Origin of the sequence: Anaerolinea thermolimosa (assembly GCF_001050195.2) — a bacterium.
GTDB lineage: Bacteria > Chloroflexota > Anaerolineae > Anaerolineales > Anaerolineaceae > Anaerolinea > Anaerolinea thermolimosa.
Window position 1 is genome coordinate 2,875,411 of record NZ_DF967965.1, and the last position, 26,119, is coordinate 2,901,529.

The 26,119-nt window shown below is 56.4% G+C and carries 20 protein-coding genes; 14 read left to right on the forward strand and 6 right to left on the reverse strand.

Annotated features, from left to right (window positions below; translation table 11 throughout):
• Nucleotides 1-194: 194 nt before the first annotated feature.
• The 9 genes from ATHL_RS12940 to ATHL_RS12985 all read left to right on the forward strand — a co-directional run bounded on the left by ATHL_RS12940 (nucleotide 195) and on the right by ATHL_RS12985 (nucleotide 14,563).
• On the forward strand, nucleotides 195-1,778 hold the full coding sequence (locus ATHL_RS12940) for a hypothetical protein (RefSeq protein ID WP_062194526.1): 1,584 nt from the start codon (nucleotides 195-197) through the stop codon (nucleotides 1,776-1,778).
• A 435-nt stretch (nucleotides 1,779-2,213) separates the two neighbouring features.
• A complete protein-coding gene (locus ATHL_RS12945) occupies nucleotides 2,214-3,353 on the forward strand; it encodes a transposase (protein WP_062194528.1) in 1,140 nt (379 codons plus the stop codon).
• A gap of 659 nt (nucleotides 3,354-4,012) precedes the next feature.
• Nucleotides 4,013-6,010 carry a hypothetical protein gene (locus ATHL_RS12955; RefSeq protein ID WP_062194534.1) on the forward strand — a complete coding sequence of 666 codons (1,998 nt, stop codon included), beginning with the start codon at nucleotides 4,013-4,015 and terminating at the stop codon, nucleotides 6,008-6,010.
• A gap of 128 nt (nucleotides 6,011-6,138) precedes the next feature.
• The gene (locus ATHL_RS12960; protein WP_062194536.1) at nucleotides 6,139-7,206 is read left to right on the forward strand and encodes an efflux RND transporter periplasmic adaptor subunit; all 1,068 of its coding nucleotides are present in this window, start codon (nucleotides 6,139-6,141) and stop codon (nucleotides 7,204-7,206) included.
• A gap of 9 nt (nucleotides 7,207-7,215) precedes the next feature.
• Nucleotides 7,216-10,116: an ABC transporter permease gene (locus ATHL_RS12965; protein WP_062194539.1), complete on the forward strand. Its 2,901-nt coding sequence runs from the start codon at nucleotides 7,216-7,218 to the stop codon at nucleotides 10,114-10,116.
• 3 nt (nucleotides 10,117-10,119) lie between these two features.
• The gene (locus ATHL_RS12970) at nucleotides 10,120-11,181 is read left to right on the forward strand and encodes an ABC transporter ATP-binding protein (protein WP_084001425.1); all 1,062 of its coding nucleotides are present in this window, start codon (nucleotides 10,120-10,122) and stop codon (nucleotides 11,179-11,181) included.
• The gene (locus tag ATHL_RS12975) at nucleotides 11,178-11,885 is read left to right on the forward strand and encodes an ABC transporter ATP-binding protein (protein ID WP_062194542.1); all 708 of its coding nucleotides are present in this window, start codon (nucleotides 11,178-11,180) and stop codon (nucleotides 11,883-11,885) included. Before ATHL_RS12970 ends, ATHL_RS12975 begins: the two co-directional genes overlap by 4 nt.
• Nucleotides 11,886-11,952: 67 nt before the next feature.
• Nucleotides 11,953-13,602: a TCP-1/cpn60 chaperonin family protein gene (locus tag ATHL_RS12980; RefSeq protein WP_062194545.1), complete on the forward strand. Its 1,650-nt coding sequence runs from the start codon at nucleotides 11,953-11,955 to the stop codon at nucleotides 13,600-13,602.
• 13 nt (nucleotides 13,603-13,615) lie between these two features.
• Nucleotides 13,616-14,563: a WD40/YVTN/BNR-like repeat-containing protein gene (locus ATHL_RS12985; RefSeq protein ID WP_062194548.1), complete on the forward strand. Its 948-nt coding sequence runs from the start codon at nucleotides 13,616-13,618 to the stop codon at nucleotides 14,561-14,563.
• A 6-nt stretch (nucleotides 14,564-14,569) separates the two neighbouring features.
• On the opposite strand, the gene ATHL_RS12990 is transcribed toward ATHL_RS12985, so the two are convergent.
• The 4 genes from ATHL_RS12990 to ATHL_RS13005 are packed head-to-tail and all read right to left on the reverse strand — an operon-like array spanning nucleotide 14,570 to nucleotide 18,716.
• Nucleotides 14,570-15,220: a bifunctional 4-hydroxy-2-oxoglutarate aldolase/2-dehydro-3-deoxy-phosphogluconate aldolase gene (locus ATHL_RS12990; RefSeq protein WP_062194550.1), complete on the reverse strand. Its 651-nt coding sequence runs from the start codon at nucleotides 15,218-15,220 to the stop codon at nucleotides 14,570-14,572.
• Between the two features lie 14 nt (nucleotides 15,221-15,234).
• Nucleotides 15,235-16,566 carry a hypothetical protein gene (locus ATHL_RS12995; protein WP_062194553.1) on the reverse strand — a complete coding sequence of 444 codons (1,332 nt, stop codon included), beginning with the start codon at nucleotides 16,564-16,566 and terminating at the stop codon, nucleotides 15,235-15,237.
• Nucleotides 16,563-17,516, reverse strand: coding sequence for a uroporphyrinogen decarboxylase family protein (locus ATHL_RS13000; protein WP_062194556.1), 954 nt, complete (start codon nucleotides 17,514-17,516; stop codon nucleotides 16,563-16,565). Before ATHL_RS13000 ends, ATHL_RS12995 begins: the two co-directional genes overlap by 4 nt.
• A gap of 30 nt (nucleotides 17,517-17,546) precedes the next feature.
• On the reverse strand, nucleotides 17,547-18,716 hold the full coding sequence (locus tag ATHL_RS13005; protein WP_062194560.1) for a M28 family metallopeptidase: 1,170 nt from the start codon (nucleotides 18,714-18,716) through the stop codon (nucleotides 17,547-17,549).
• A gap of 144 nt (nucleotides 18,717-18,860) precedes the next feature.
• Here ATHL_RS13005 and ATHL_RS13010 point away from each other — a divergent pair, with 144 nt between their 5' ends.
• Genes ATHL_RS13010 through ATHL_RS13025 form a run of 4 tightly spaced genes read left to right on the forward strand, consistent with a single transcriptional unit; the run spans nucleotide 18,861 to nucleotide 23,072 of the window.
• Nucleotides 18,861-19,319, forward strand: coding sequence for an MGMT family protein (locus tag ATHL_RS13010; RefSeq protein WP_201797979.1), 459 nt, complete (start codon nucleotides 18,861-18,863; stop codon nucleotides 19,317-19,319).
• A gap of 16 nt (nucleotides 19,320-19,335) precedes the next feature.
• Nucleotides 19,336-19,773 carry a dUTP diphosphatase gene (locus ATHL_RS13015; protein WP_084001426.1) on the forward strand — a complete coding sequence of 146 codons (438 nt, stop codon included), beginning with the start codon at nucleotides 19,336-19,338 and terminating at the stop codon, nucleotides 19,771-19,773.
• Between the two features lies 1 nt (nucleotide 19,774).
• The gene (locus ATHL_RS13020) at nucleotides 19,775-20,986 is read left to right on the forward strand and encodes an MFS transporter (protein ID WP_062194570.1); all 1,212 of its coding nucleotides are present in this window, start codon (nucleotides 19,775-19,777) and stop codon (nucleotides 20,984-20,986) included.
• 28 nt (nucleotides 20,987-21,014) lie between these two features.
• Nucleotides 21,015-23,072: a beta-galactosidase gene (locus ATHL_RS13025; RefSeq protein ID WP_062194573.1), complete on the forward strand. Its 2,058-nt coding sequence runs from the start codon at nucleotides 21,015-21,017 to the stop codon at nucleotides 23,070-23,072.
• 84 nt (nucleotides 23,073-23,156) lie between these two features.
• On the opposite strand, the gene ATHL_RS13030 is transcribed toward ATHL_RS13025, so the two are convergent.
• Nucleotides 23,157-23,348 carry a hypothetical protein gene (locus ATHL_RS13030; protein ID WP_062194576.1) on the reverse strand — a complete coding sequence of 64 codons (192 nt, stop codon included), beginning with the start codon at nucleotides 23,346-23,348 and terminating at the stop codon, nucleotides 23,157-23,159.
• A gap of 136 nt (nucleotides 23,349-23,484) precedes the next feature.
• Here ATHL_RS13030 and ATHL_RS13035 point away from each other — a divergent pair, with 136 nt between their 5' ends.
• A complete protein-coding gene (locus ATHL_RS13035) occupies nucleotides 23,485-24,264 on the forward strand; it encodes an SDR family oxidoreductase (RefSeq protein ID WP_062194578.1) in 780 nt (259 codons plus the stop codon).
• Nucleotides 24,265-24,334: 70 nt separating this feature from the next.
• On the opposite strand, the gene ATHL_RS13040 is transcribed toward ATHL_RS13035, so the two are convergent.
• Nucleotides 24,335-26,119 (reverse strand): polysaccharide biosynthesis tyrosine autokinase, encoded by a 1,785-nt coding sequence (locus ATHL_RS13040; protein WP_062194584.1) that lies wholly within the window; start codon nucleotides 26,117-26,119, stop codon nucleotides 24,335-24,337.

Sequence of the window (26,119 nt, forward strand, 5' to 3'; positions counted from 1 at the left end):
GAGGAGCCTCCTGCCGATAGGTTGTTGTGAACTATAAGTATCGGTTGTGAGGCTCTTTATACATTCATATGTCCTAACTCATGTCTCAATCTCAGTCGGAAGAACTTGCAGAGTTGGGCTGGTGTATGTTATTCTAATTCAACTGTGGGCAGGGCCAGCCGCCCTCCCTATTTTCGAGAGAGGGATAGCCAAACTTGGTCAAGAAAGATACGGCGCTGATTGGACTGTTTGTTTTGGTGATCCTTTTTGGGTTGATGGGTGATTTGGGGAAGATCATGACTTCCCTCAATCGCAACGAACACATGTATATTACCGCCGGCGTGCTGGTGTCTCAAGACAAAGTACTGTACAGAGATTTTGCCTTTCTCCAGATGCCTTACTTGCCGCTGCTGTATGCCGGGCTGTTTAAGGTTTTTGGATTGGAGTCGTATTATTTGTTGACGGGTAAAATCGTCAGCTTTCTGGCCCTGATTGCCGCTGGGGCGGCCGTATTTTTCCTTTCCAAACGGGTTTTATCCAGCCGATTGCTGGCTTTCGGGTTGGCTGCCTTGTTTGTGATGAACTTGACGATTGTTATTCCTTCTCGGGAAGTCTCGAATTACATTACCCCGCTGGCGTTGTCTCTTTGGGCGGTTTATTTCTTTCATCTCTCGCTTACTTCTTCGAGGTACGCCCGTTTGCTGACCGGGTTCAGCGGATTTTTGGTGGCCCTGGCAGTTGGCAGCCGGTTGACCTATCTACCCATCGTTTTGCCGTTTGCGATTGTGCTGGGGTTGTACTCCTTGGGTCAAAAAGACGGCCGGCTATCTGTTTTGGTTGCAAGGTTGGCATCCTTCACAGCGGGTCTTCTGATCGGATGGTTGCCTGTGATTGGCTTCTTGTTTTCCGACCCGACTTCGTTTATGTTCAACAATCTGGGGTATCACCGCCTCAATACCCAATGGCGGTTTCTGACCGGTTACACCGATGCCATGTCCCTATCGTCCAAGATCTTCTTTGGGGTTGAAATCTTCCTCAGACCAGAAAACTTAATGCTTCTTATTGCCATTGTGCTTGGTGGGGTTTTCACGATTCGTGAAGCATGGTTGAGCAAGCAAGTACCGTATGGTCTTGTGTTGGGGTCTCTTTTGCTGATCACCAGCCTCGTAATGGCGGTATCCCCTACCCCTTCTTTCGTTCAATACTACGCCCAGCCGGTTGGTTTGTTATATCCTCTGTTGGTTTTTTCGTGGTCGGCGAGAGCAGATTATCTGAATTCGTTTCGTCGCATAACACTGTTTATAATGGTCATGATCGTTTTGATGCTTAATGGATCGTCTCAGCTAGAGTCGATCCTGCAATTGAGCCAGCGGGAACAGTGGAGTGGATTGTTGGTGCGTGATCTGTCTATCGAGATTCGCAATCATCTTTCAACCCACACGGGCTGCTCTGCTGGAAAAGTGGCTACTTTGTCTCCGTTGTTTGCTTTAGAAACCGGTCTTTCAATCTATGAAGAACTGGCTACTGGGCCGTTCCTCTATCGGGTCGGGGATTTACTCACCCCGGCCGAGCGGTCGTATTTTATCGGTACTTCACCAAAAACTCTTTCTGGTCTTTTTGACAATGACCCTCCGCTTGCCATCCTGACCGGTTTTGAGGCAGAGCTGGAGGATCCCTTTGTCAGATATGCTGAAGAAAATGATTACAGGCGTGTTGAGCTGTCGAAAAATAGGGGGGCTTTGTTTATCTGTCCATCTTGTGCCTGCACGTCCTCATCAAAATCCATGCACCGGCCCTGACGGTCTGTTAGGGTATGGTTTTTATCCTCATAGTCCATCGCTTATCCGAAGATGGGTAAAGCAGTTTGTGGCGGGATTAGTATTGTTGTCTCTTCAGCCTAAACCGGTGGGGAAACATGCAGTTTGAGGGTGCTAAATGATCAAATGACAGTCCAGGAATTTTTGTACTTTGAATTTCTCTTCCTGTTATTGAATACAAAAACTAAACCAAAAAATCAGGATTTGCTATCTTTTGGAGAGTGTTGATAAAGTCATATTTGGCATACTCCTATCTGAAAAAATAATTATTTGACACCATATCTGGGGGAGTAGTTTGGTTTTTCAATTATCTCCCCTTGACCTGAAGTTCGGACATGAGTTAGGACATATGAATGTATAAAGAGCCTCACAACCGATACTTATAGTTCACAACAACCTATCGGCAGGAGGCTCCTCATGGATAAGTATATCCCGATGCGGTCTTTCATGCAGCACTTTTTTGAGGATGAAACCACTGCTGCCAAAGCGGCAGAAATTGGGCAAGCCATGCTGGTGGCCCGCTCCTTGCGGCTGAGCGAGATTGCGGCCAAAATGCGCGGCGGCAGCGCCGCCAGTTACAAACGCATCCAGCGCTTTCTGCGAGAGGTTGACCCGCGCGCCATGCTATGGCGTCTGTTTTGTGAACAAGCCGAGTATGTGATTGGCGACCCGACCGAGATTGAGCGTCCGCAAGCGTGGAAGACGGCGTATGTTGGCACGCTCAAAGACGGGAAGACCCGCGGCTTCTGGATGTTGCTGCTGGCTACACCGTATCGCGGCCGGGCCATCCCCTGCGGCTTGCTGACTTACTCGTCCAGGACGATTGCAGCAGGTCTGTCGTCACGCAATACGAACCATGTCCGTGCCTTCGCTGAACTGAAAGACCTCTTGGGGGAGCGTCCGTTGGTGTTGGATCGCGAATTCAGTTACCTCGAGTTGTTGCTCAATCTGGTCGAAGAGGGAGTGAACTTTGTCATTCGGCTGAACCAGGGCAGCCACACGCCCAAGTTCTGGGATGCCGAGGGCAAGGAAGTGGTCTTATCGCTCTCCCCCGGCGAAAAGGTCATCCACCCCGCAGTCTGGTACAAGGGCAAGGTGTGCCTCAGCCTGATCGGCGTGTGGAAGAAAGGCTTGGCTGAACCGCTGTGGGTGATGACCAACCTCGAACCTGAGCGGGCGTGGCAAATGTATCTCTCGCGGATGAAAATTGAGGAAACCTTCCGCGATTTGAAGGGACTGCTGGGAATGACCCGGCTGATGAATAAGCGACAGGAAAACATGGAAAAGATGGTAGCGATGCTGCTGTTGATTTATGCCATCGCTCTCTTACTCGGGGAAAATCTGCGAGACCGCCTGTATGGGGAGATATTCCAGCCGCAGGAGAGCGTTGACGTCCTTCCGCACAAGACGGGTAAGAAATGGCGGCGCTATTCGGGTCTGTTTATCTTACTCAAACAGAAATGGTGGCTTCCAGCCCGTCAGTGGCAGTCCATTGTCAAGGAGGCTTTGGCGTCGTTTGCTGCTATCGTTCGCCCCACTGTCCTAACTTATGTCTGAATTTCAGGTTTTACTGACGAATTCTGGGCTTTCTTAAAGTCGAGTAATAAGGGCTAAGGCTTCAGCAGGATGAACAGCAAAGTAGCGCCTGGCGCGGGGAAGGGAACGAAACTTCAGTTTGCCCAGGAGAATGCCTGGCACCAGATTGTTGATACAAGCCATTGCCTGCCCCATTCTTCCTTTGGTCATCCGCGTACGGTCTTAACATCTCGAAGATAATGCGCGGCATGTTTCTCCTTTTCAATTTCAGCCATTCCACCAGCATCTCCGTGCGATGCTCGGCTCATTCGGCAATCCACCGGGATGATCTTCTCCGCAAATCTTCGCCAGTACGATCAGCAGCACCAGTGCCTGCGGATACTGTACCTCCTCGGGCTTCCTGGTGTCCTGCAGGCCTTGAAAATGCGCATACAACCTCCCTGCATCAAACACCATCCCGGCTTCTGTGGTATGGTTTTTGTTTGATCAACTCAAAGCATAACCGAAGAAGGTCTCCTTTGTTACCTGTATGCCTGCTTTAAGAAAGCCCTGCTGACGAATTTGCAAGGATTTTTCAACCTCTTTACACCCGTTGGGCCTTTTCCTCCGGGAGCATGGCTTAAAAGTGACTTGCTTTTTTGGGGACAGGATGCCAAACTATACCTGGAGGTTGAAATTTTATGATGGAACATCCCTTCTTCCCTACCCGCTTTAGCGGCTCGCTGGTGCTCATGGAGCGCGAGCCGACCATTCCCCACGCCGTCTGGTTCGAAGCCCCTGAAGTCAACGATGGCCTGCTCTACACTTTCCCTACCGGAACACTGACCGGCTTCTCTTACCTGACCAGCGATCTCCTTCTGGACGGAGATGAACTGGTGGTATTTATGCTCACTCTTCAGGAAGGCGAAAACGGCCCGGTGTTTCGCTTTTCCTTCGGCCTGCTCAACCAGTGCCAGGCACGGATGCGCCTCCCCCTGGAAGCCGTCCATCAGAATCGCTGGATGTACCCGCGCGAAGGCGCCTGGCTTAAACCGCTCTGCTGGGGCGATCGCGTGGATCTGGCGCGGGTGGATCGTATGGGCTTTCACGTGTACCGTAAAACGTCGCGTCCGGCTCGCTTCTGCCTCTCCCCGATCACTGCAGTTACCGAAGAACCTCCGCGCCTTGAACAGCCCATCCTGCCGAAAGGCGCGCTCCTCGATGAACTCGGTCAGAATACTCTGCGCGAGTGGCCGACGAAGTCACGCAGCGCCGACGAAGTCACAGCGCGCTTGCTGGCTCAACTTGAAGTCGCTCCCCACCAGCACCTGCCAGACGGGTATTCACACTGGGGAGGATGGGAGGCCATTCGCTGGGAAGCCACTGGTTACTTCAGGGTGCACCACGACGGTCAACGCTGGTGGCTGGTTGATCCGGATGGTCACCCCTTCTGGTCTGCCGGCATCGATTGTGTGCGCGTGGATACCGAAGCTAACATCAGCGGCCTTCAAAACGCACTCAGCTGGATGCCCGACCCTCAGGGAGAGTATGCTCCCATCTACTCCACCCACAATGGCGCCCTTCAGATTAACTATCTGGCGGCGAACTTCATCCGCGCCTTCGGGCCATCCTCATGGAAAGAAGCCTGGGCAAAAATCGCTCTGGCCGAATTACACCGCATCGGGTTCAACACCGTTGGAAACTGGTCAGACTGGCCCATTGCCAGCCAGGGGCAAACCCCCTACGTGCGCCCGCTGGCTCCTCTTTACGAGACTCTGCCCTGCGTCTTCCGTGATTTTCCAGACGTTTTCCACCCCGACTTTGAAGCCGTCGCCGAGCGTTACGCCGCCCAACTCCACGAAACCAGAGACGACCCGGCCTTCATCGGATATTTCATGATGAATGAACCCACATGGGGTTTTGCCAGTCAATCGCCTGCAGAGGGTATGCTTTTCAATACCCCGTCCTGCCATGCCCGCCGTGCCCTGGCCGACTTTCTACGTCAGCGCTACGGGAGTGATGCAGCCCTGGCATCTGCCTGGAAATTGCCTGTTTCTTTCACCGCCCTCGCCGAAGGAAGCTGGGAAATGCCCCTCACTCCTGAAGCCCGCGAAGACCTCTCCAGTTTCAGCTCCCTGATGGTCGACCGATTCTTTGGTGGCCTCAGTGCCGCCTGCCGCCGCGTAGACCCCAACCACCTCAACCTGGGAATACGCTATTACACCGTACCGCCCGCCTGGGCAGTGAAGGGAATGCGGCATTTCGATGTGTTCAGCATGAACTGCTATAAAGAGCGCCTGCCCGCGCAGGAAATGGAAGCCATCAGCAGGGCATTGAACCTGCCCATTCTCATCGGAGAATGGCATTTCGGCGCCCTGGATGCCGGCCTGCCCGCCAGTGGCATCGGGCATGTGCCCAATCAGGCGGCCCGCGGCCAGGCGTATCGGGTATACCTTGAAGACGCCGCCGCCAAACCCTGGTGCGTGGGGGTGCATTATTTTATCCTCTACGATCAATCAGCCCTCGGTCGCTTCGATGGAGAGAATTACAATATTGGCTTCCTGGATGTGTGTAACCGCCCCTACGAACCTCTCTGCCAGGCGGCACGCACCAGTCACGAACGTCTCTACCCGGTCGCCATGGGTGAAATTCCTCCCTATGATGAGCCGCCCGAGTATCTGCCGCTTCTCTTCCTTTAAGCGGACTTGACCGGTTTTTGTCCCCGTTGAGTCCGACGAGCGGCATTATAATTATTAACGTTCTGCCCCGCGCGATTTCGTTCCCGCTGGATGAGATCGCGCCACTCGTATATCGTCCCGGAGATAAAATGTTTGCTCGCATGGTTTCTGCACACCGATTCATCGTCGCCCGGCGGTTGATCTTCCTGCTGGTGCTGGCCGCTTTTGCTCTCAGCGCCTGCGCGGCCCAGCCCGCCCAGGAAGAACCAACCCCCACCCCTCTTCCCACGCCCGTCATCCCTACCAAGCCCACCTATCAGGTACAGACCGGCGAAGTCGTCCGCAAACTTGAATTTACCGGCCGGATTGTGCCAGTCATTCAGCAGGAGCTTTACTTTAAAGCCAGCGGCCGTGTGGATAATGTTTATGTCAAGAAGGGTGACCGGGTAACCCAAGGCCAGCTGCTGGCCGACCTGGAAAGCGGCACCAGCGCCCTTGACCTGCGCCGTGCAGAAATCTACCTGGAAATGGCCAAGCTCAACCAGCAACTGGCCGAAATGCAAACCCCCCGCTACCTCAAAGAATACGATATTTTAATGGCCAAACAAAAGTACGAGGTCGAGCTGGCACAAATCGCCCTGGACGAAATTAAAGCCAGGGTTGAATCCACCCAGATCACAGCCCCCTTTGATGGCACCGTGCTTTCCGTATTTCTGAGTGAAGACACCTCTGTCGAAGCCTACAAGCCGGTCATTGTCGTTGCCGATCTGGCTGAGCTGGAGATCAGTTCCGAATTAAGCGACAAAGACCTGCAGCTTCTCACCGAGGGAATGGCCGTCGAAACCTGGCCGGTCAATGCTCCAGGGCAGGTAATGAAAGGCACTATTCGCAAGCTCCCCTACCCCTACGGCAAAGCCACCGAAGCCAAAGCCACCGACAGGGAAGATAAAACCACACGTATCAGCATAGAGGGTAATCTTGAAGAGAAAGGGCTCTCACTGGGCGATTTACTGCGTGTGGTAGTGGTGCTTGAGAAGAAAGAAAACGCCCTCTGGCTGCCGCCTCAGGCCATCCGAAACTTCGAAGGACGGCGCTTTGTGGTGGTCAAAGATGGCGAAGGGCAGCGCCGGGTGGATGTGAAAGTTGGAATTCAGGGCGACGATCGCGTGGAGATCGTCGAAGGGTTGACTGAAGGTCAGGTTGTGGTTGCCCCGTAGGCCAAACACATGAGCACCTTACTCCGCTTCTGGGCGATCTTTATCGTCACGATCAAGCGTATTTTCGCGCAACGCGGGCTGGCGCTTGCCACCTCTCTTGGAATTGTCGCGGCCGTTGCGCTGACGATGAGCGTTCCCATTTACTCCGATGCCGTCTACCAGGACATTCTCCAACAGCAGATCTCCGGAGAGACTGCCCCCACCGGGGAAATGGGGCGCCCTCCCTTTGCTTTCATGTACCGTTATGTCGGCGCATGGAATGGGTCTGTGAACTGGGAACGCATGAAGCCGGTGAACGAATATCTCTCCGGCAGGGTGCGCCAGGATATTGGCCTGCCGGTTAAGTTTTTCGTACGTTACTTCAAAACCGATTCCCTCAAACTCTTTCCTGCCGAAAAGGGTACTTACGACACCACCCAGGAACCCCTGGCATGGGTGTATTTTTCCACCCTTACCGACCTGGAAAAGCACGCCACCCTACTGGAGGGAAGCTTTGCCCCTGAATCAACCGGCCTGGCCGACAGCCTGATCGACGTTATGATCAGCGAAGAACGGGCCACCCTGCTGGGTGCCCATGTAGGCGAAAAGTTCATTGCCTACACCACCATCAAAAACGAACAAACCACCACCACGGTGGAATTCCCGGTGCGCATTGCCGGAATCTGGAAGCCTACCGACCCGCAAGAAGATTACTGGTTCTACAGCAGTCAGGAGTTTCGAGATGCGCTCCTGGTACCCGAAGCGACGTTCTTTGATCGCGTCATCCCTTACCTGAAGAATGATGTCTATCTTGGGTTATGGTACTGGGTATTTGACGGGTCACACATTCACTCTGCCGACGTACCCGGCCTGTTGGGGCGCATTTTTTACACCCGCCAGACCTCCATCAACCTGCTGCCCAATATGCGGTTAGATATTTCTCCCGAAGACAATCTGACCAAATACCTGCGGCTTTCACGCTCCCTCACCGTCTTCCTCTATGCTTTCAGCGTTCCCCTGCTGATCATGATCCTCACCTTCATCGGGCTGGTGGTCGACATGGCAGTGGGGCAGCGCCGGAATGAGATTGCCGTCCTGCGCAGCCGGGGTTCGACCACAGGTCAGCTGGTCGGCATGGCCATTCTGGAAAGCCTCATCCTCGGCGCCGTCGGGATGCTCCTGGGCGCTCCTCTGGCTCAACTGGTGGCTCAATTTTTCGGAAAAGCCCGCAGTTTCCTCGATTTTTCGGCAGTAACTGGATTAAAACCCGCCATCACCCCCGAGTCATTGCGCTTTGGCCTGGTGGCCGTCGCCGTGGCCATGCTGGCGATGGTTCTGCCCACGCTTGGTGCGGCCAAACACACAGTCATCACCTATAAACAGGATCGCGCCCGCCAGATTCAAAAACCCTTCTGGCAGCGCGCCTTTCTCGATTTCCTCCTGCTCATCCCTGCTGGCTACGGGATGTATCTCCTTCAACGCTCCGGGGATATTGGCGGGCTTTCGGCCGATCCGTTCCAGAATCCGCTTCTCCTGCTCGTTCCTGCTCTGGGAATCTTCGCGGTGGCCCTGCTGGTCATTCGGTTTTTACCGCTGGTAATGCGGGTCATCGCCTGGATAGCTTCTCAAACCAACAGTGTGGGGCTGCTCATGGCGGCGCGCTACCTCTCCCGCTCCACCTCCGGTTACACCGCTCCGCTCATCCTGCTGGTGATGACGCTCAGCCTGTCAACCTTCACCGCCACCCTCGCTCAGACACTGGACCGCCACATGCACGATCAGACCTTCTATAAAGTGGGGGCCGACGTGCATGTGATCGAAATGGGGCAGTTGCAGGGCGCATCGGGCGCTTCCGGCGCCCCGGGCGGTCAGCAGGCTCAAAGCCAGAGCCAGCAAGGCGCTTCCGCGGAAAATAGCGCCCCCATCTGGGTCTTTATGCCTGTCTCGGAACACCTCAAAGTGCCCGGGGTGCAGGCTGCGGCGCGAGTAGCGCGTATCAAGGCCCGCCTTTCAACGGGCGAATCGGTCGGCGATATCAACTTCATCGGCATTGACCGCATTGATTTTCCCCAGGCGGCCTTCTGGCGGCGTGACTTCGCCCCCGTACCCCTCGGCGCCCTGATGAATGATCTGGCGCGCACCACCGAGGGTGTGCTCGTCTCGTTTGACATGCTCCAAAAATACAACCTCAAACTGGGCGATACCATCGGGGTGAGTGTGTATCAATTGAGCAACGCCCGCGATATTCAATATCGCATTGTTGGCACTTTCTATTACTTCCCTACCTGGTATCCTGAAGAGGGGCCGCTCGTGGTGGGCAACCTGGATTACCTCTTTGAGCAGGTCGGGGGTGAGTTCCCCTACGATGTGTGGCTGCGAACCGCACCCGGAACCAATTACCGCTCCCTCCTGGAGGGCATCGATGACCTTTACCGGCGGGTGATGTACCCGCGGGTGTCTTTGGAAATTTTAAACCAGGAACAACTTCGCCCCGAGCGGCAGGGGTTCTTTGGTCTGCTATCCGTAGGTTTCGTAGCACTGGCGTTCTTAACCGTCCTCGGTTTTCTGCTTTATGCCTTTTTCTCCTTCCGACGGCGTTTCATCGAGCTGGGCATGCTGCGCGCCATCGGGCTTTCTGCCGGACAGATGCTCGTTTTCCTGGCTTCTGAACTGGCCTTCCTCTTCCTTGCGGGGCTGGCCGCCGGAACAGGCATGGGGGTATGGGTCAGCAACTTTTTCATCCCCCATCTTCAGGTTGGCAACGACATGGCGGCCCGCATTCCTCCTTTCCTGGTGCGCATTGACTGGCCCGCAGTGTTCCAGGTCTACATCCTCTTTGGTGTTTTATTTGTGATCGCCCTGGCCGTACTGGGCTGGCTGTTGATGCGGATGAAAGTGTTCCAGGCGATCAAACTGGGCGAGGCGGTATAAAACATGATCATTGAAGACGAACCTTTTATCCTTTGTGATGGTCTGGTCAAAATCTACAAGGTGGCCAACCTTGAGGTAGTGGCTCTTCAGGGGCTGGATTTACTCGTGCACCGCGGGGAACTCCTGGGCATTGTCGGAGCCAGTGGGAGCGGCAAATCAACCCTGATGAACATTCTCGGCGGGCTGGATCGCCCTTCGGCAGGACGAGTTTTCGTGGATGGGCGCGACCTGCTGAAAATGTCAGATGCCGAATTAAATGCCTATCGTAGCACACGGGTGGGCTTCGTCTGGCAGCAGGGTGCACGCAATCTGATACCGTACCTGTCTGCGCTGGAAAACGTAAAACTTCCCATCACCATTGCCGGAAAAATGACCAGAGAATCCAGCAAAAGGGCCGAAATGCTCCTCGATGCAGTGGGGCTGGGAGAGCGAAAATTGCACCGACTGGTGGAAATGTCTGGTGGTGAACAGCAGCGGGTGGCCATCGCAGTAGCTCTGGCCAATAATCCCTCTCTCCTTTTAGCCGATGAACCCACCGGCGAAGTTGACACGAACACCGCCAACGAAATTTTCCAGATCTTCAAGGATCTCAACCATGAATTGGGGATAACCACGATCATCGTCAGCCACGATATGAACATCGCCCGCCATGTTGACCGGGTGGTGGCCATTCGCGACGGAAAAACTTCTACCGAAACCGTGCGTCAGCCGGTCAACAACCTCCACCCCGCGGTTGCCGAAAGCGAACAACAAACCGGCGAGCCGAATGCCCCCACAAACCCTGACCACCACGAGGAAGTAACCTTTGAAGAGGTTGTTTTGCTCGATTCCGCAGGGCGCTTACAGGTTCCGCGCGATTATCTGGAACAATTCAATATCCAACGGCGTGTCTTCGTCGAGGTAACCAAAGACGGCATTCTCATCCGCCCGGCGCCCCCCAGCGAACGAGAGAAAGCTCTGGTTCAGGCCACCAGTGGAAAACTGCCACTGGAAGAAAAGGAAACCGGCCTGCGTGCCCTGTTTAGCCGTCTGCGCATTCCTAACATCACCCGGAGGCAACCATGATGACAGACGTTGAAGCTCCTGCCACCACCTGGGTCATCGAGGCCGAAGACCTCTGGCGCATTTACCGCACTGGCACACGCGAGGTATACGCCCTCCGGGGGGTCAACCTGCAAATTCCTCTGGGGCGGTTTATTGCTCTCAAAGGGCGCTCAGGAAGTGGGAAAACCACCCTGCTCAACTGCCTGGGCGGTCTCGATCGCCCCGATCGAGGCGTGGTGCGGATTTTCGGGCGCGACCTGTCGCAATTAAGTGAAAAAGAACTCACCCAGTGGCGGCGCAAAGAAGTGGGATTCATTTTCCAGTCCTTCGGGCTTCTGCCTACCCTCTCCGCTTACGAAAACATCGAGCTCATGCTGCGTATCGCCCAGGCTTCTCGAAAAGAGAAAAAACAGCGCACCATCGAACTGCTGGAGATGGTCGGGCTGGCCAAATGGATGCACCATCGGCCCTTCGAGCTTTCGGGGGGGCAACAGCAGCGGGTGGCCATTGCCCGCGCCCTGGCAAACCGACCCCGCCTCATTCTGGCTGATGAACCCACCGGTGAACTCGACAGCACCACCGCCCGTGAAATCCTCTCCCTCTTCCGTCAGATCGTTGAGGAAGAAAAGATCACCGTGCTTATGTCTTCCCACGACCCTCTGGTTGATGGTTATGTGGATGAAATTCTCCCCATGAAAGATGGGCAAATCGTCCGAGAGAGATGATACAATCACCATCCTTTCAGCATTCCATTCAACCCACCTATTTTATTCAGGAAGGTGAAACGAACGCATGGCACGCCCTCCCGTAGTAGTCAAGGACTTCCAGAAACCGAAAGTTGTTTTTCAGCCCGAAGTACGCCAGGGCATGCAACGCGGAATCAACCAGATCATCAACGCCATTCGCCCCACCCTGGGGCCCCTTCCGCGTACAGTGGCCATCGAACGCATCGCACGCACTGACGAGTTACCCGAACTGCTCGATAGTGGTGGAACCATTGCCCGCCGCATCATTCAAATCGAGGGGCGCGACGAAGACGTCGGCGCCATGTTCATCCGCCACGTTCTGTGGGAGCTTCAAGAAAAGGCCGGTGATGGAACCGCAACCGCCGCGGTGATGTTCCAGTCCATTTTCAACCAGGGAGTGCAACACATCGTCAACAGCGGCGGTAACGCCATGCGCATGCGCACTTACTTTGAGCGATGTCTCCCTCCCATTTTCGAGGCCCTTGACCGTCAGACCCGCCACCTGCAGGGGAAAAATCAACTGGCCCAACTGGCGGCGACCATCATCAACGACCCTCCCCTGGCCAAAATGCTCGGTGAAATCTTTGACGTCATCGGCCCCTTTGGCCGCCTGGAGATTCGCCAGGGGCGTTCGCGCGAGTTGGAACGTGAATATGTGGAAGGAATATACTGGGATTCGGGTTGGTTCTCCCGCGAGATGATGAACAACCCGCAAGACCTGCGCGCCGAGCTGGAAGATGCCTGGCTGTTGATCTCAGATCTGGAGATCAACGAGCCTGCCGAGTTGATGCCTCTGCTGGAGATGGCCGTGGGCGCCGGGGTGCAACGCCTGGTGCTGATTGCCGCTACCCTGTCAGACCGCGCCATGTCACTTCTGACGGTAAACAAAGACAGGATCACCGTCCTGGGGGTAAAATCGCCAGAAATTGCGGCCTCCAAACGGCAGGCCGCCCTGCAAGACCTGGCGATCTTAACCGGCGGCACACCCTTCTTCAAAGCCGCAGGCGACACCCTGAACAACGTCCGCCCGGAACATCTCGGACGCGCCCGGCGGGTGTGGGCCAACCGCGATTTCTTTGGTGTCATCGGGGGGCGCGGTGATCCTCGCCGCCTGCGCCAGCACCTTAAAGAACTGCGCAAGACCTTCTCGGCCACCTCCGATAAAGAAGCCCGTGAAGCCCTTCTCGCCCGCATCGGGCGGCTCATGGGCGGTTCGGCCACCCTCTGGGTAGGGGATATCACCCCCACAGCCATTGAACAGCGTAAAGAGCTGGCCATCCGTGCCGCCGAAGCCATGCGCGGAGCCATGCGCGAGGGAGTTGTCCCGGGTGGGGGAGTTGCCCTGCTGGCCTGCCGTGAGGTGCTTCGCCCCTATCTGATGAAGGCCGAAGACCCTGACGAAAAAGCGGTTTACCGCATACTGATGCGCGCCCTTGAGGCCCCTGCCCGCACCCTCTGGCAGAACGCCGGTTTTAACGACATTGAAATCATGGCCGATCTGCGCTTCGCCCCCCCCAATTTTGGTTTAGATGTTGTCCACAAACGCATTATCTCCATGGCCGAAGCCGGTATCTGGGATGCCGCTACTGTGGTCAAAGCCGCAGTACACAGCGCGGTAGCCGGTGCCGCACTGGCCCTCACCACCGACGTCATCATTCATCGCAGACGCCCCCCTGAATCCATGGATACTGCCTGAGGAAGAGGAAAGCATGGCCAAACTCAACGCAACATCGACCCCTGACGAATTCATCTACACCCTCGCCGCGTATGACAATGAGATGCTGGCGGCCAGCACTTCGGGGCTATATCGCTCAACTGATGCTGGAGAAACCTGGCAACTGGCCACCGCCTCTCTCGGATTGAGCGAGGAAGTGCCTGCTACCGCGGTGGTCTTTTCACCCGATTATCCCGAAGATCACACGATCATCGCCGGAATGGCCGGTGGCATTCTCCGCTCAGGGGATGGAGCTGCCACATGGGTGCTGGGAATAACCCCTCCACCCCCGCCTACCGTCACTGCGCTGGTGCTTTCGCCTGCCTTCCGAGAAGACGGCATCTTACTCGCTGGTACTATGGACGATGGCGTTCTGCGCTCTGCCGACCGTGGTTATCGTTGGGCGTCCTGGAACTTTGGTCTGCTCGATCTTTCCATCTTTTCCCTGGCCATTTCACCCGACTTCGCCAGCGATGAAACGGTCTTTGCGGGTACTGAATCGGGCATCTTCCGCAGTACCAACGGCGGGCGCGCCTGGCGCGAAGTAGACCTGCCCATTGGCTACGAGACGGTGCTCAGCCTGGGCATTTCTCCCAACTTTGGCAAAGATGGCACCCTCTTTGCCGGCACCGAAACCCAGGGTCTTCTCCGCTCTACCGATGGCGGCACCACCTGGCAGAAGCTCGGCGAAGGTGTTCTTGACGGGCCCATCAACAACGTCATCGTGTCCCCTGCTTATCCCCAGCAAAAGGACGTGGCCGTTCTTTGCAATGGCGAGGCCTGGCTCTCGCGCGATGGCGGCAACACCTGGCAAACCCTGTGGCCCGAACTTCTCGAAGAAGGTGAAATCACCGCGCTCCTTGCACCCCAGGGGTTTACCGCCAATGCAACCGTCTGGGTGGGAATCGTGGGGGGCGAGGTGAAACGCCTCACCCTCGCCTGAGTTCCATCAGGGCCAGGTTCGCCCCCGCGCCACCTCTACAAGAAAAGCCGCTGCTCGACGGGTGATTTCTGGAAAATCGCCAGCGTCGAGCAGCTTTTGATTGACCAGTTCTCCTCCAACCCCCAGCGCAGCGGCGCCCGCGCGGATAAATTCAGCCGCGTTCTCCAGTGTCACCCCGCCCACCGGGGCAACTTCAAGCTGGGGGAGCGGCGCCAGAATCGCTCTGAGCATCGCCGGGCCGCCCACCGAAGCCGGGAAGAATTTAATCATATCTGCTCCCGCCTCCCAGGCTTCAAGCATTTCGGTAGGCGTATAACAGCCGGGCATCACCGGCACACTGTAGCGGCGCGCCAGCCGAATGACCTTACGGTTGAGCGTGGGTGTGACCAGAAACGCCGCCCCGGCCAGAATAGCCGCTCGCGCCGTCTCCGCATCCAGAACCGTGCCTGCGCCAAATAGCACTTCGTCCCCAAAGCGTGCCACAGCCTCTGAAATCACCTGCAATGCCCCGGGCGTGGTCATGGTGACCTCAATGGCGCAGACCCCACCCGCTCGCACCGCCTCGGCGGCGGCAACCAGCTGGTCCGAACTGCTGGCACGCAGAATGGCAATCACTCCCGTCTGCCGAATCCGTTGCATCTTTTCATAAGATTTCATCGGCTTTTCCCCACTCATTCAATTCGCTTCACCTGCAACCCGAACACCTCAGCAAGCAGGTCAATCGCCGCTGTAAAACGCCCGGAGGCCAGAATATAATGATGCGATGCCAGTTCGGTCATCAGGCGGTGCCCATCCGGAACCCGTAAAATCGCCCCGTTCAGACAATCGGAACCCGGGAACCCGGCATACCCCTCAAGATCACCTTCGACTACCGAGAGAGTATCAAAGGGCGGCTGGAGCTTAAGCAGGGTCATGGGGCCTTCTGGCAGGCGGGCATCGATGGCAGTGGCATTCTCGTCTACAATTGCCAGTACCTTCCGCCGTAATGCCCACTGGCTGGCAAACGCCCTCGGTAACACCCCCAGGTAACCACAATGCGCCGTGAGCACCGTATTCTCTTCCTCGCGGCTCACTCTGGGGAAGTGCGGGATGCGCTCATGCTTCAAGGCCGCCTGCCCCATAAGGAACGGGTATAAATTGGTCATCATGGCTGGCTTTGCCAGCCCGCGCGTGGCAAGCAGCAGGGTAAGCATGGAAACGGTATCTGCCTCACATCCCCAGGCCAGCCCGCGTTCAGAATAGAGGAAATCCCAGGCCAGGCACGGGGTGGTATCGGAGAAATGAGATTCGTTCAAACAGTTAATCCCCGCAGAAAGCACTCCCGGCGTACTCTCAAGGTCGCGCTTCACAGCCAGATAGAGCTTCACCGCACTCAACAGGGAGGATTCAGGGATGTGTCCCAGGGGCACCTGGTCTTTCCATACCTCCCACGCCTGTTTTGCCTCATCGTCCGGGATGCCTTTGGCCGCCTCTCCCAGCGCCCGAAAACTGCGCTTTTCGATGGTGATTCCAAAGCGTTCTTTTAACCGCGCTGTGCACTCCTCTTCCCACCAGTAAAACCGCTTGAAGATACTCGCCTGGAATCCCTCACCGGGGTTATCCTGATAAACAAGGAAACGCGCCTGATGCAGTTCCCGTTTTAAGGCCAGTAAACGGCACACCAGGCGCGCCTGTTCCAGGTTATATGGCGCCAGCACCTGCACCCCTGATGAGCGCAGGTACTGGTTAATTTCCCAGTCCCACATGGAAACCGTGCCAAACTCTGAGGTGATCACCAGCACAGGTACCCCCAGCGCCCGGAACTGATCCAGCCTGCGGTAGGCCTCGCCGAGCATTTGCGGGAAGACCGCCGCATCGGTCATCTCAGGAAGGGGGTCTCCGAGAGCCTGAGGGGGAAGAATCTCAGCCTCCTCCGAAAGCAAGCCGTGCAAGGCTGTCCATTGCGCGGCAAAATCGGGGTCGTCGGGTGAAGTAAAATACAGCGGCACAATCCGTGCTTTCATGCATTCCTCCTGCGATATTGATGCGCCGCATCAATTGCGACGCGAATGTTCTCCCAGTCGGTATCCGAGGGAAGGGTACAATCGGCCCCTAAAATAAATCGCTCAGGGGCTTCAGCACACACAGCCTCTACCGCCTGTCGGATTTCCTCAGGGGTTCCACGGGCAATGACTCCCTTTCGATCCATTCCTCCCATGAAGGGGCGGCCAAAGCGGGCCGCGACCTCACGGGGGGGAATCCTGCCAGTCGTCAATTCCAGGCTGCAATTGACGACATGCCCGGGGTAATTCACAAAGGGGGTCAGATCGGCGTATGGAAGATGATAATCGCAAATGTGAAGGATGTTAAACGGACAGGCGCGATTAATTTCTTCCATCAAAGTCAGATCATAAGGGCGCACGCAGGTTTCAAAGAGGCGTGGATCGGTGAACCGCCCTGCTTCACCCCCCTGGGTGGAGGTGTAGAACCCATCCAGCCCGGCCTGGATACAGGCCCGGACAAACCCCCTCAGGCTCTCAGTGATGATCTCCAGGCCTTTTCGCACGGCGTCGGGGTCTTCTTGAAGGTGTTCTACCACTTTTTCCTGACTACCCGCGGCCTGGCCCGCTACCATAAAAGGCGAATACAGGGTTAACAGCACCGGTGCTTCGGCCTTGGCCGCCCTTACCAGTCCTTTGACCACATAAAGCGGTTCTTCATAAAAGGAAAGATCATAAAAGGGCATGCGCGCCCAGTCCTGTGGATGTTGAAGAAAAGAAAGCTGAGGAAAGGCGTGTTCATACTGGATTTTGACAAAATCCATGTCAGTGCGCCGGAAATACTCCAGGTGCCTGGCCACGGCGGCATCTCCCCGATGGAAGGACGGGTCAAAATGCAGGAAAAAAGCCGCCGGAATGATTTCCGGGATGGAATCGCGTTCCAACAGGCTCATAATCCGATCACGCTTGTTCATGCTGACTACCTCCTGTAGCCTATTTTCTCATTAATCGCCATCCACCTCTTGCAACACCTGCCAGGTAAATTGCTCCGTCTCAGCCAGCGCCTGCGGATCGATCACCTCAAAGCGATCAGACATCTGATGCCAGTGAGCCGAAGCGCCGGCGTCTCCCTCAGGCACCGTACACAGGGTGAGGGCCACCCTTCCCCGAAGCGTAGCCGGGAGCGCGTCTGTGTAGGCAGTGCCGGGTATTTCTTTAACCTTCATTCCCCCAGACTGCCGGGCACGGCGCGCAAGCTCCAGAGCGCGGGGATGTGTAGGGTGCTTGAAAATCAACCCATCGTTGAGCAAATAACACAGTTGCCCCACCCCCACCTGATCGATGGCCACGTACAGGCAATCTTCTCCCAGTTCCCGGGCATGCTGATTGAGAAATGCCCGCATCCCCCAGGCGCCCGTTTCCTCACAATCGGTAAACAAAAGATGCACCTCGGTATGCCGTAATGGCTGCTCTTTTAAACGCCCGGCCAACCCAAGGATTACTCCCACCCCCGAAGCGTTGTCATTCGCACCCGGAGAAAAAGGGGTGAAATCGGCCATGGCTACCATGATCAACGCAAACCCCTGGAACGGCAACAGCCCTGCACCCACCCAGCCGAGTTGAACGCGGGCCAGAAGTGCTCCGGCGGCAAAGACCAGAGTTCCCGTCAGCATACTGATCAGGCAGGCCGCTACCAGCAGGCCAAAAAGGCGCTGCCAACCTGCCGAGGAGTAAAATACCGGGGTACGGTGTGTATCCAGATGGGCACAAATCACCACCCGCCGGGTGACCGTTCCGGCCGGGCGAATCACGCCGCACACATTCCGGGTAGGTCGGTGATGGATCAGCCAGCCGGCCCAGTGCGGAGCAAACTCGGCTTCTGCCAGCATGGCCCACGCCCCTAGCCCGTTGAGCACGGCTCCAAGCGCCAGATACAACCGGCCAACCCCGGTGAATGCCAGCAGGCTACCGGCAAACGCGGCCAGAAAGGCCAGCATAAACGGGCGGTAAGTGGAGGCCGCACCCGCGAACGGCTCGAAGCGCACCTCATGCGTTCCCAGGTCTCGAAGTACCCCGTGGACGTATTCCCCTGCCCGGCTCACTGCGGGGGTACAACTTCCCCGCCCCCCGATCGTTTCCGCAAGATAGCGAATCACAGTAAGAGGTAATGTCATGATTACAATTATAGGGGGTACCCGCCCTCACGACAACCCTGAAAATCCACCCAGTTTTTGAAAGCGTTTTCGCGCCTCCCTGTACTATAATAGACCCAGTTGGACGGACTGGTGATAAAAAATTGAACCAGAAAGTTTTCTTCCTTGACCCGAACCCGGAGCTGGAGGTGCCCCATCGCTGAAATATCCCTTCCGCCCGGGGCGCGTGCGGCTTTCTTCCAGGCCGTCTGGAGCATTGCCCGTCTCATTCCTCCGGGGCGGGTGAGCACCTACGGCCAGATCGCGCTTTACCTCCCCTGCCCCGAAAGCGTGAAAGAGATGGATTTTCTCGCCTTTCGAGCACGCTGGGTTGGCGAAGCCATGGCCGCCTGCCCTTCCGACGTGCCCTGGCAGCGCGTCATCAACAGCCAGGGTAAAATCAGCCAGCGCCCGGGGGCTGCTCAACAACGCACCCTCCTGGAAGCCGAAGGGATCGTTTTCAATGACCGCGCTCAGGTTGACTTAAAACGCTTCGGCTGGAACGGCCCTTCTCCCGCATGGTTGAAAGCCAACGGGTTTGTTATTCCACCCGGGGAAGGCGCCAGCCAGCCCGGCTTATTTTAGATCAGGACTCTATTATATGGAACGCATCCGAATGGCCCGTGTGCGCCCAGGCGCATTGCTTCCCACCCGTAAACACCCGACCGATGCCGGGCTTGATTTGTTTGCCGCCGCCACACTGAGCATTCCCCCTCACAGCACCAGCATCGTCCCCACCGGCGTTACCGTGGAAATCCCGCCAGGCTATGTAGGGCTGGTTAAACCCAAGGGACGCAATGATCACCTTCTGGGCGCCGGGGTGGTGGATGCAGGTTACCAGGGAGAAATCCTCGTTAAAGTGGTCAACCCCTTTGCTAGCCCTCTGCAAATTACCGCCGGAGACGCCATCGGACAACTGATCATTCTGCCGGTGGTAACTCCGGTGGTGGATGAAGTCTCACCGGAAGAAATTCACACCCGCCCTTCCTCACGCGGTGCGACGGGTGGCATTGTCACTCAATGGGAAGGAACATCGTAACATGACTCTCAATCTTGCCCGGCGCTTTTCAGGCGCCTCACGGGAACTCAGGCTCTTTGCTGTCGCCTCACTGGTGGTAGGTATGGCGTACAGTATCGTGGACTCGACTTTTAACAATTTCCTTAACGATCGGTTTGCTCTGACTGGCTTTCAGCGATCTTTTCTGGAGTTTCCCCGTGAACTGCCAGGGTTCCTGGTGGTTTTCGTCTCAGCGCTGCTGTGGTTTCTGTGCAGCCGCAGATTGGGGGGCGTTTCCATGCTCCTCGGCGCTGTGGGGGCTATTCTGATTGGTTTTGCTTCCCCTTCGTACGGCTGGATGGCCCTCTGGCTTTTTATTTACAGCATGGGGCAGCACCTTTTCATGCCCATTGCCTCAACCATCGGAATGGAACTGGCTCATGAAGGGAAAACCGGCCAGCGGCTGGGGCAACTCAACGCCATTCGCAACCTGGCGGCCATTCTGGGGAGTTTTCTGGTGGCGCTGGGATTTCGCTTTCTGCATTTTACCTACCAGCACACCTTCACTCTGGCCACCCTCGGATTCGTTATCACCGCAGCACTGCTTTTTTCCATGCAACGCCAGCGTGTCCGCGCTCCGACTGCTTTTCTAAAACTGCACAAAGAATACCGCCTCTACTATGCCCTTGCCGTCCTTTACGGTTCGCGCAAACAGCTCTTCATCACTTTTGCCCCGTGGGTGCTGGTGACCATTTTCAAACAACCCACCCAGATTCTGGCCACTCTGATGACCATCGGCGGCGTTATTGGCATCCTCTTCCAACCCCTTCTTGGATGGCTGATCGATCATTTTGGTGAACGCCTGGTTCTGGCATCTGAAGCGGTTCTGCTCGTGTTCGTTTGCTTCGGCTACGGCTTTGCCCGTTCGCTTCTCCCCGAAGGTACAGCTTTTCTGGTGGTATGCGCCTGCTTTCTCCTCGATCAAATGCTCATGTCGGTCAGCATGGCGCGTTCCACGTACATGAAGAAAATCGCTCTCGACCCGGCCGATATTCAGCCCGCCCTGACCGCCGGTGTAACCATTGACCATGTTTTCTCAATCTCTATCGCGCTGCTGGGCGGGGTGATCTGGAATACTTATGGCTTTCAGTATGTTTTCCTTCTGGGAACTTTGATCGCAACGATTAATTTCTTTGTGGCCATGCAGGTTCGATTGCCACAGCAGGCCGCTCCTGCTCCGGCAATCGCCGATTAAGATCCAATTCAATCTAAAAAGAGGCTCTATGATTCAACGTTACCCCCCCATCAATCCCCGGTTTCCGCACTTCCTTCACGGTGGAGATTACAATCCCGATCAGTGGCCTGAAGAGGTGTGGGCAGAAGACATGCGCCTGATGAAACTGGCCAACTGCAACGCCATGAGCGTGGGCATTTTCGCCTGGGCACGCCTGGAACCCGAAGAAGGCCGTTATGATTTCTCATGGCTGGATCGGGTCATGGATTTACTCGCCGAAAACGGCGCGTATGCTGTTCTGGCCACCCCCAGCGGCGCCCGCCCGGCCTGGCTCTCGCAAAAATACCCTGAGGTATTACGCGTGCGGTCCGACCGCGGACGCAATCTGCATGGAATACGCCATAATCACTGTATGACTTCTCCCGTTTACCGTCAGAAGACCCAGGCAATCAACCGCGCGCTGGCTGAGCGTTACAAAGATCATCCAGCCCTGCTCGTCTGGCATATTTCTAACGAATACAACGGCGAGTGCCACTGCGATCTGTGTCAGGCGGCCTTCCGCAACTGGTTGAAAAAGAAATACGATAACGATCTGGATAAGCTCAACAAAGCCTGGTGGACTTCTTTCTGGAGCCACACCTATACCGACTGGGAGCAGATCGAATCCCCCAGCCCCATCGGAGAACCCATACTCCATGGTCTCAACCTCGACTGGAAGCGCTATTCCAACGATCAAACGATCGATTTCTTCCTGAACGAAATTCAACCCCTGCGTGAACTCACTCCCAACGTACCGGTAACCACCAACTTCATGGGGCTGTTCCCGGGTTTGAATTACCCCAAATTTGCTCAGTACGTGGACGTGGTCAGCTGGGACAACTACCCCGTCTGGCACACCACCGGCTCCGACTGGCGGCTGGCGGCACAGGTAAGTTTCATCCATGATCAGAACCGCTCCATGAAGGGTGGCAAACCGTTCATGCTCATGGAATCGACTCCTTCCAATACCAACTGGCAACCCATTCCAAAACTCAAACGGCCCGGAATGCACAAGTTAAGCAGCCTTCAGGCTGTGGCGCATGGCTCGGATACGGTGCAATATTTCCAGTGGCGCAAGAGCCGCGGCAGCGCCGAGAAATTCCACGGCGCGGTGGTTGATCACGTCGGGCATGAGCATACGCGTGTGTTCAAAGATGTGAGTGAGCTGGGAGCCATTCTCCGCCAGCTTGATCCGGTCATTGGCACTACGGTTCATCCCGATGTGGCCATTTACCTCGACTGGGAAAACCGCTGGGCCATTGAAGATATGCAGGCCCTGGGGCGTGACCGCCGGAACTACACCGATACCGTGATCGCCCATTACCTGCCCTTCTGGAAGCGCGGCATTCCGGTGGACGTTATCGCAGAGGAAGCCGAGATCAGCCAGTACAAACTGGTCATTGTCCCCATGCTCTACATGCTCAAGCCGGGCGTGGCGGAGCGTATCCGCGCCTTTGTTAAAAATGGCGGTACGCTGGTGATGACTTACTGGAGCGGGATCGTTGACGAGAACGATCTGTGCTTCCTGGGCGGTTGGCCGGGGAATGGCCTGCGCGAGGTGCTGGGCATCTGGGATGAAGAGACCGATACCATCACCCCTGAGGAACGCAACCGGGTGCTTCCTGTGCCCGGCAACGAACTGGGACTGAGCGGTGGCTTCGAAGCCCGCGATTACTTCGCCCTCATCCATGCTGAGGGTGCACGGGTGCTGGCCACGTTTGGCAATGACTTTTACGCCGGGCGCCCGGCGCTCACGGTGAACGACTTCGGCAAAGGCCAGGCCTACTATGTGGCTTCACGCAACGATGAGGCCTTTATGGATAGCTTCTTTGGAAAACTGGCCGAACGGCTCGATCTGCTTCGCGCGCTCCCGGCAGAACTCCCGGAGGGGGTGACTGCTCAACTGCGCAGTGATGGTCAGAACCGGTTTATTTTTGTCATGAACTTCAACCCCGCTCCCGCCACAGTAGACCTGGGTGCGGCGTCATACCGCAGCCTTCTCAGCGGCCAGTCGGTGACCGGCCCGCTGGGGTTGCCCGCCTACGGTGTGGAGATCCTTCAGGCCTGATCCCCTGCCGGGGTGAGTTAATCTCAACGCCTCCCGCATGGGAGGCGTTGAGATTGATCGGGTCATGGCGATGGAAAAGAACGCTCAATCGTGCTCGTGTGGTTCGAGACGCTCTGCACCGGGTAGCTTTCCCACCAGAAGTTGCGGCTGGTGAATAAGGATGGGAAAATGCTGGGGGCAAATCCAGTAACTCTGGTCACGGTATCGCAGTTCGATTAACGGTACCTCCGTACTGTCCAGTTCACAGACCAGGCAACGTGGAATAGAATGGCTCATCAGAATCTCCTTAAACCCTTAATAGTGAAACTCTTTTTCAGTATACTTCTTTTCCACCGCGCGTCTTTGCGCTCGCGCAATCTGCACGGCTGAAGACTCAACCCTGGAGAGACATCTTAACCGAAAAGGCCATTCCATGAACCAGAGCCAACCTCAAAATGCCCTGGTCACGGGCGTCAGCCGGAAAGCCGGAATCGGAGCGGCCATCGCCCGCGAGTTTGCCCGCCACGGCGTGAACGTGTTTATCACTTACTTCCGCCCCTATGACCATGAAAGCGGCCTGGCAGGTGACCCTGCAGAGCCTGCACAACTCCTCGATACATTACGCGGGATGGGCGTGCAGGCTGATGGCCTGGAAGCAGACCTGGCCGACCCCCATACCCCGGCCCGGTTAATGGAAGCCGCCGAGTCTGCGCTGGGGCCGGTCAACATTCTGGTGAACAATGCGGCTTACTCCATGCGAGATGGCATCGATGCACTCACCGCCGACCTGCTCGACCGCACCTACGCGGTCAACCTGCGAGGGATGGCCCTGTTATGTGCCGAGTTCGTCCGCCGCTTCAGGCGGCATCAACCCACCTCTGATTTCGGGCGCATCATCAACCTCACTTCGGGTCAGTCGCTAGGCCCTATGCCCGGTGAACTGGCCTACGTGGCCACCAAAGGCGCAGTAGAGGCCTTTACCCTCAGCCTGAGCGCCGAACTCGCCCCACTGGGGATCACAGTAAATGCAGTTGATCCGGGCATCACCGATACGGGCTGGATTAGCCCGCCGCTCCGTACCACCTGGGAAGCCAGCGCCCCTATGGGGCGCCTGGGTACGCCCGAAGATGCCGCCCGGCTGGTGCGGTTTCTGGCATCTCTGGAGGCCGGCTGGATCACCGGTCAGGTGATCCATTCTCGCGGGGGTTTATAGCCCGGCTGCTCCATAAAAAAAGCCGCCCGTTTTACCGGGCGGCGTTCGGTGCTCCACAGGTGCGCTTCTTCTACAGGGGTTCTCTCGGAGCCGATTCCCCGGCGGGATGAGGAACGGGAGCGTGCTTTCCGTTGCTTCGCGAGCCGTTGCTGGAAGGTTTCCGTTTTTCTCCCTCGCCATAATAGGCGCTGTACTGGTAATAATAGTAGTTACGGTAATAGTAATGATAGCGGGCATGGCGCGGGCTAACCCCATTGATCACCACCCCCACCAGGTTGGCATTGACCTGCCGCAAATGCTCAATGGCCTGAAGGAACTCGCCACGTTTGGTCTTTCCCAGCCGCACCACAATGAGGATGCCATCTACCGCCTTGGAAAGGGCTACTGTGTCGGTGACGGTGAGGACGGGCGGCGTATCGAGCAGCAGGGTATCGAAGGACTGGCTGAGCCGGTTGAGGATCTCTTTCATCTTTTGCGATCCCAGCAACTCTGCCGGGTTGGGAGGCGTTCCTCCGCTGGTGATCAGGTGTAGCCCCTCGGTACGCTGCGAGTGCACGATGACTTTTTCCAGTCCATCCATCGGCTGGACAAATAACGACGAAAGCCCGAGTTTGTTCTCACACTTGAACATTTTATGCAGGCGGGGCCGCCGCAGGTCGGCATCGATCAGGAGGGTATTTATTCCCCCCTGCGCCAGCACCACAGCCAGGTTGGCCACGATGGTGGTTTTCCCGTCTTCAGGGGTGGGGCTGGTAACGATGATACGCCGCAATGGGCGGTCAACGCTGGAGTACTGCACATTGGTGCGCAGGGAACGGAAAGCCTCGGAAACGGGTGATCGCGGATAGGCCTGGGTGATCGGCCCGCCATCTTCCACCTCATGTTCGCTGATCGAGGCAAGGATGGGCAACCCGCTCAACGTGGTAATGGACTCCGGATCGTGAAGGGTATCATCCAGAAAGTCGATGACAAACACGCCCCCGATGGCAAGCATTAACCCCACCACAGCCGCCAGCGCAGTGTTCAACAGGGTGCGTGGGCGGATAGGCTTCTCTGGCGGGGTGGCCGGCTCTACTTGAATGAAGCTAGTGGTGGTCTGCGCCTCGGCCAGGCGGATCTGCTCATAGCTGGAGAGGATCGAGGCATATAACTGCCGGTACTGCGAGATGCGCGTCTCCAGCCGGTCAATTTCTGCCGCATTGAGCATCCGAGCACGCTCTAACAGTGCCGCCGTCGGCTGGGCCTCAACATTTTCACCAGATGATTGCAGTTGTTTGAGGTTGTTCTGAATGATCGCGTCAAGAGCGTTCTGGTTCTCGACAATTTGCTGGTCGAGGTAATCGAGTTGCGCCTTAAGGTTCTCTTTGGAAGCGGCATACTTCGACTGCTGCAGGTTGCGGATATCTTCGGAGAAGACTGCCACCATCTCGTTGGCCACGTTGGCCGCCAGGAAGGGGTCGGTGTGCTCCACGAGCAGCTGCACGAGCTGAGTATCGCGGATGAAATTGACCTTTACGTCGAATTCCACATTTTCGCTGAGGCCCAGGTTCTGCCGTACCTTATCGAGCAGGGGTTTTTTCGTGAGCATCTCGGCGTAGGTTTTGGTCAGCTGCTGGCTGGTGAGGTAGATGGCCGAATAATTACTCGACTGGGTAGACGGCGCCTCATTCACCAGGATGGTGGTAGAAGCCTGATAGACGGGAGTTTGCAATTCACTGACAATAAAAGCCGCCCCCGCCGCCAGAAGAGTGGCCAGACCGATGAGCCACGCCCATTGCCAGAGTAACCAGAGGTACTTCCGCAGGTCGGTGTCTCCGGTGTTTAGCGTGCTTTCTTCTCCATCAAAATGCTCCAT